This window comes from Candidatus Nanopelagicales bacterium (assembly GCA_028687755.1).
GTDB lineage: Bacteria > Actinomycetota > Actinomycetes > S36-B12 > S36-B12 > UBA11398.
The window spans coordinates 80,953-87,745 of sequence record JAQTZL010000009.1 but is presented as its reverse complement, the minus strand read 5'-3'; the positions used below and the strand labels follow the sequence as shown (position 1 = coordinate 87,745).

5 protein-coding genes are annotated in these 6,793 nt (G+C 52.3%); 3 read left to right on the top strand and 2 right to left on the bottom strand.

Annotated elements, in window-relative coordinates:
* A partial coding sequence (locus PHN51_10475; GenBank protein MDD2819200.1) for a transglycosylase SLT domain-containing protein occupies positions 1-3,355 on the top strand: 3,355 nt, incomplete at its 5' end.
* A gap of 44 nt (positions 3,356-3,399) precedes the next feature.
* On the opposite strand, the gene PHN51_10470 is transcribed toward PHN51_10475, so the two are convergent.
* Together PHN51_10470 and PHN51_10465 are read right to left on the bottom strand one after the other, a co-directional pair.
* Positions 3,400-4,620: a hypothetical protein gene (locus PHN51_10470; protein ID MDD2819199.1), complete on the bottom strand. Its 1,221-nt coding sequence runs from the start codon at positions 4,618-4,620 to the stop codon at positions 3,400-3,402.
* A gap of 2 nt (positions 4,621-4,622) precedes the next feature.
* Positions 4,623-5,078, bottom strand: coding sequence for a hypothetical protein (locus tag PHN51_10465; protein ID MDD2819198.1), 456 nt, complete (start codon positions 5,076-5,078; stop codon positions 4,623-4,625).
* Positions 5,079-5,204: 126 nt separating this feature from the next.
* Between PHN51_10465 and PHN51_10460 the strand changes: the two genes are divergently transcribed.
* Entirely contained in the window at positions 5,205-6,134 is a 930-nt protein-coding gene (locus tag PHN51_10460) for a hypothetical protein (protein MDD2819197.1), read from the top strand.
* A 31-nt stretch (positions 6,135-6,165) separates the two neighbouring features.
* Positions 6,166-6,447, top strand: coding sequence for a hypothetical protein (locus tag PHN51_10455; protein MDD2819196.1), 282 nt, complete (start codon positions 6,166-6,168; stop codon positions 6,445-6,447).
* The last annotated feature ends 346 nt before the right edge of the window (positions 6,448-6,793 follow it).

The window sequence follows — 6,793 nt, the reverse complement described above, 5'->3', positions numbered from 1 at the left end:
AGACACAGTTACAGACAAACTCAAGAAAACCACCAAGGGAGAACAGGTCGATGAGAAGCAAGCGGAACAGAAGGAACGCAAAGAGAGTCTCCTCTCTCGTTTCAAGAATTCACTCAGTCGATCTGACTCCAGAGCAGCTGCTCGAAAGGCCGAGGTCGAGGCCGAGAAGAAGAACGCCAAAGCCCGCAAAGGAGGTGGAAAGAAGAAAAGCTTGCTGAGTTCTATCATTGGTGGAATCGGGAGCGCGGTCTTCGGTGGGTTCAAACTGGTCGCGACGTCACTCGGTCCGCTTCTTGGCGGTTTGATTGGTAGATCGATCACTGGCGTCCTTGGAACCCTTCTTCCTAAGTTGGTTCCAGGTTTAGCCTCTGGGACAGGAAGCTTGATCGGTAAAGCCCTCTTCGGTGACGGACTTCTGAAACTCGGTAAGGGTGGACTGATACGCGCTGGTATCTCAGGAGCACTTACAGCCGCTAAGGTCGTCGGCACAGCCGCTGTCACAGGTACCGCAGGCATGGTGCTGGGTGGTGTGCTGTTGGCGGGTGCCGCTATCTGGGGTGGCTACAAGCTCTACAAGTACCTGAAGCGCAACGATGTCGCCGCAGATATCTACGGCAAACTGACACGCCTGCGTCTGTTGACCTACGGTTACAACGACGTCAAGAAAGACCACTACCATCGGGTCTTTGAGCTTGAGATGTTGATGAAGGACAAGGTCGGTCTCAAGAACGGCCAAGTTGTCTTCAACACACTCAGCGACAAAACCAAAGACGACATGCTCAAGTTGTTTGAGGTAGAACGGACAGACAAGGACAAGTACGCCATCTTCAACAGCTGGTACATGAAGCGCTTCCTTCCTGGATACAGAGCGTTTCTGTCAGCCCTGTGGCAAGCAAGACCTGATCTGTATCTGGATGACTTGGAGAAGATGAGCAAGAACCACGTCTTGCAGTTTGCCTCCTACTACCAGCTCCCAGTGGAAGTGTTTGGCCACAAACACGTACCCTCGTTTGAACAAACCGAAGTCACTGTCCAGAAGACTGAAGTCGAAGAGATGCTGAACAGCATTCGATTCCAGGCCAAGGAAGATACCAAAGAAAACGATCCTTCGACCAAGGCTGTCTCTGACGCCAATAAAGCTGCCGCAGAAGCTGAGAAAGCCAAAGCAGCTAACATGGCCAAGATCAGAGAAGCCGAGTCTAAAGCCGCTCTAAGTCCAGCTTCAGAAGCCGCTAAGGAAGCTACCAAAGCGTCCAACATGTCTCAGCTGCGAGCAGCTGATGCCAAGATGGAAACCACAGAAGACTCAGAACCACCTGCGGACAAGAAGTCACTCGCGAGCGCTGGACCACAGTCCGAAGTGCCGACCGCACCCACGGCCAAGATGGCGGCTGGCGCTTTGGAGAAAGGTGATCCTAACAGCCTTCCTGGCATCTCACTGAACGTGGCTCGTGAGAAACTCATGAGCGTAGATCCTAACATGCTGGAGCTTTTCACCGGCATGACCAAGGAGTACAACCAACTTACCGGTAAGAACATCGGTGTCAACGAGGCTTTCAGGTCCTACGAGGACCAGATGCGTTTGCATAAACAAAACCCTAACAAGGCGGCAGCTCCGGCAGATCCGCGAACAGGCAAAGGTGGTCTCCACCAGTACGGTCTGGCGCTGGATATTCCGAGCGTAGACGCTGAAGCTTTGGAGAAGCTGGGACTTCTGAAAAAGTACGGGTTCACTCGACCGATCAGCGGTGAGCGCTGGCACATTGAACCAGCTGGTGTCTCGGTGGATCCGGCCAAGGCTAAGGTCAACATGGGAGAACGGGTCAAGCGTGTTCTGTCTTCACCTGGGCGAGGTGGTAGTGGATTTGCGCTGGTGTCTTCTAAACCCATGGGCAAACGCAACACAGCGTTGCAAATGGAACTCTACAAGGCCGGAACAGCTCCGGACGCCACAGAGGTATCAAAAGCTACCGAAAACGCGTCTGAGACCGTTCTAGAGCCTACTGCGCCTACTTCTGCAAGTGCTACCCAAACTCCTGCTGAAACAGTGGCTGCTGTAGTCCCTAAACAAGAGACTCCAGTACCTATGGCTACAGGTGAAGAAATAGACGATCGACCAGTCGTTAACTCTCCTTATACCGCTAAGTCACCATTTGTCTACGATGAAAATGGCAAAGCCTCGATGGCACCCAGAAACATCTACGGCACACCAGAGGGAGAAGCCGAAGCCTTGGGTAGAAAGGCCATGGACAAAACCCCCGAGACAGTTCCATCTACCATGGCCGGCGTAGACCCAGGCAAGATCCAGGACAAACCTGAGTCCGTGGAAGCCTCTGTCGACAAAGCAGCACAGATCGTAGGTGTGGACAAAAACACCCTGAGAGCCTTTGCTCAAATCGAGTCCAGCATGAGACCAAGTGTCGGTAACTCACAGTCCAGCGCCAAGGGACTGATGCAGTTTATGCCGAGGACTTGGGACGCCATGCTGGCCAAACATGGACCGAAGTACAACATACCGCCGGACGCACAGCCTACAGATCCGTACTACAGCGCGGTCCTTGGAGCTGCTTACGCCAAAGAGAACCTGAGGAGCATGGGTGACGTCAAGGCCGCTGGACTTCGAGAAGACACAGCGATGTACCTGGCGCATCACTTCGGACCAGGCGGTGGACGAACTATCCTGAAAGCACTGAAAGCCAACCCTAACGCAGACATCGGTCAGGTGGTAGGAAAAGACGCTTTCAACAGCAACCGGCAAGAGCTCAGCGGTAAAACCGTGGGAGGCTACATACAGTACCTGAACAGCAAGATCGACAAGTTCAGCGGTCGCAAGGGGTCACCTCCTCCGCCACCCTCTAGACCCACGATCAGGCCAGCTCCAGTAAGACCTGCGGTTACTCCAGACCCAGTGCCGTCTCCGATGTACGGTGACAACTCTGAACCTTTGAGGGAGGCACCTCTCGCAGAGACCCCGGTTATCCAACCTAAGTCTGTGTTGCCTCCACCTAAGGCAAGAGGGTCCATCCAACAAAACTCCGACATCTTCACACCGTTTCCATCGCAGCCTGTCAAACCACCTCTACCTCAGCAAGGTCCTTCTCTCAGTCTTGAGAAAACAGAAGGTCTTTTGGGCGGTATGTCTGACACACTGTTGGCGATCAAGGTTATCCTGGAAGGTATCCATCAGAAAGGTGCCATGGCTCCTCAAGGTGGGTCAGCTCCTCAGACACCAGCGGCTTCACCTAAAGCTTCCCCGTCTGAGCAGAGCGCTTCTGCGCCTCAACAGACAGCTACTCCAGTGCGGACGTTCAGTCAGGCAGGAGTGAGTTTGTCACGTAAACCCGTCAACGCGTAAAGACCAGAGAGAGCTGCTTGCGCAGCTCTCTCTGTGTCATGTCTTCACGATACCAAACTCAACAAAACCACGTACAGGTACAAACCGTTTCTGAGACTCTTCAAGTTGCGGTCAGAGATGGGCTTCTTCTGCTCCTTGTAGATCTGCTTGATCAACTTCTCACCGTCCAGTTTCAGCTGATGGATGTCTACCTCTGTCCCACGTGCGTACAGCACGTTACCGACCAGCGCATTCATCACTGCCACGATGTCCGTTTTCTGAGTGATGAAAACATCGTTCCTCTGAAGATAGTCGATTGCATTCAGGATGATGTCCCTGAAGTGCTTGACAACTTTGTTGTAAGCTTCACGTCCACTGGCAGCGTGATCGAAGATGTAGATCAGTCCTTCCTCCAGGCTCTTCTGAGACAGGTTAGGAAGGATGTCAGAGACTGCGTGGATACAGTCCTTTCTGATCAGGTTGCCTTTGTCGATAAGCAGGTTCTCTACCTTGTTGACATAGCCCGACATGGTGTCGATTCGATCGGCCACACCTTCGTTCCCTTCCATGTCAGTCACGATAGATCCACGAGACTTGATCACGTCGTCGTCCGCCATCAGCAGCGTAAACTCGTTGAAGATGTTCTTGATGGCGTCGTTGGTGCGAGACCAGAGATCGGCGATAGCCTTACCCAGCTCGTCGTCGTCTTTGAAGTCTTTGACAGTGGGTACAAACTTCGACTGAAGAAACTCAGTCGATCTGTACTGACAGTACTCGTTCCAGTTACGGAGGGTTTTGATCAGGTACTTGTTGCTGAGTCGCTCCAGAAGAGACGTGGCCTTCTGTTCAGAGATAGGGTACACAAAGTACTTCCGAGACATCAGAACCAGTGTCCGGTAATTGAAGTAGTTCAGAGCTTCCTTGGCGTATTCCACCTGCTGCTTCTCGTTCAGCTGAGGGTTGGTCATAAACCGATGCGCCATGTAAAAGCACACCAGGTTGTTGTCATCGCCAGCCACACTGAAAGAAACCACCTTGCTGGCGATTTGTTTCACCGAGTCGACCACATCGTCGTAAGACAGATCGAACAAAGTCTCGTAGAAGATGTTTTTGTCGTACATGGTGTACTTGATGAAGTAGCATCCGATGTTACGACCCGCAAACAGCTGAGTGTGCTCCTGATCACGTGTCAGGAACTCAATGTTGCTGTAGAGGAGTTTTTTGTAGAGTGTGGTGTCAAACCTGACACCCTCGAAGAGGGTATCCATAGCTTCCTTGATCTTCATGATCAAACCCCCAGCTCAGCTTGGATCTTTCCGATAAAAGTAGGCAAGCTGTAGGTGGTCTTGACGTCTTTGTTTTTCACGTTCAACAAAAACCACTCGTCTTTTTCCGTAGAGAATCCAGATCCAATGATCGTGAGATCCTGACCCTGTTTGACTTGCTGAAGTGTTCCAGCTGGATCGTTGTTGATGTCGTCGGTAGAAATCACCGATTTCTCGATCTCACCTGCCTGGGTAGGTTCTTTATCGTCTGCTTCGGTGACATCGACACCGTTAGGCAAGGTTTTGTACAGAGCCAAAGCCACGATCTCAGACACACTCCGGGTGGCACGGATGCGCATGGTCTTTTCGATTTCAGCTTTCTGTTCCTGAACCTTTGAGTCTGTGGGTGCAGAAACCACACCTTCACCTTCGGCAGGACTGGACTTGGGGTTGTACTTTTTCAAAACAAATGTGGGCATGCGGACACTCCTTGTATGCGGTCAAACGATCCCTGGACTTTGACTCATATTCGATTAGGTACATATTAACTGAACCATCGTCATTCGGTGGTCATCTTCTCTTTCATCAACCTTTAAGGATCACTCATGAAGAAACGCAGCATCGCTATTGCCGTCTATGCCGTAGGTGGCAGCGGTATCAACATCGCTCGACAAGTCAAAGATCTGGACATCCAGATGACGTACATCGACACCAGCGCCAGCAACACCCGCGGTTTGGATCCTCACGACGCGGTCTTTCTCCTGGAAGACATGGATGGTGCTGGCAAGCTCCGTACGGCCGATATCTACCACCGGTTTGTGGAAACCATCCCCAAGATCCTGCTCCAGCAGAAACCATCAGAATCTCTGAACATCGTGATCGCTGGTTTGGCCGGCGGCAGCGGTTCCACCGGTGGTCCGGCTCTGGCGGCTGAGCTGGTGCGCATGGGCAAAAACGTGATCGTGGTGGGTCTGGACTCGACCTCGTCGGTGATCGAGTTGGAAAACTCTCTGCAGACACTGCGGTCATATCGCGGCCTGGTGTCGGAACTGAAGAAGCCACTCTCGATGTTCTATGTCCAGAACAATAACCGGCGTGAAGCCGACAAAGAAGCCCTGGGTTTCATCAACCTGATGGCCACTATCTGCGACAAGACACGGACCGACGAGTTCGATGTTGCAGACCTCACGTCTTTCCTGAACTTCGACCGGGTGACCGCCAACGCACCTACCTTGGCGATGATCGAGTTCTCTGACAACGAAGAACTGCTCCCTGAAAAGCGCACCAGCATCGTGGGTACGATCTTTGTCACCAAGGATCGCAACGTGGCTCTGAAGCCCGTGATCCCGGACTACCTGGCCACTTGCGTCATGACGGATCCCGAGTTCGCTGAAGACGAGCTGCGCATCAACTCGGTGCTGGGCAAATCGCTCATTCTGACCGAGGAACTGGAGTCCCGTATCCAGACCCACAAAGAGTCTCGCCAGATCCATGCCGTGAAGGACCTCGTTGTCCCCAGCGGCATGGTGTTTTAATTCCCTCAACCCTCCTTTAAAGGAAACTTCCATGAAGCTGATCGGCATAACCCCAAAGAAAAATTCCATCAAGGCAACGCTTGTTTCCTTGACTGACAGCGCGGTGACCCTGTTTCTCCCCAATCTTGAACTCGATATCGTCTGCCAGGTTGAAGGTGACACCGCCAGTCTGGCATCGCTGGTTGGAAAGTCGGTCGTGATCACCACCTTACCCGATGGCTCGCACGAGGTCACCGAGGCACCGACCACCAAGAAGAAGTCCGCTCGCCGGGGGTCTTCTTGTACTACCCGGCAGCGCGACCTGATCGCCTAACCCCCAACAACTGAAAGGACACACTGAGGGTGGCTCTAAGCCACCCTCAGTGTGCGTTTATCATGAATCCAGACATTCGATACTTTATACAAAAGAACAACCAGATTCTTCAGACACCATGTAACGCTATCGGTAGCGCCACTACAGGGGTGTTAAAGAATCGCCCTTTAAGGCTTGGTTTTTTTAACGATGTTTGGGTCTCGGGACCCATGGATAGCACTACAGCTGGCTCTATACAAACGTCATCTAGGCTCGTTAAAACCCTTTACGTGTGGTCGGTCATCTCGCACCGGATGTCTGACTTCACCTGCATCAGCGATACAGACGTAGATAACACAAGAGCAGG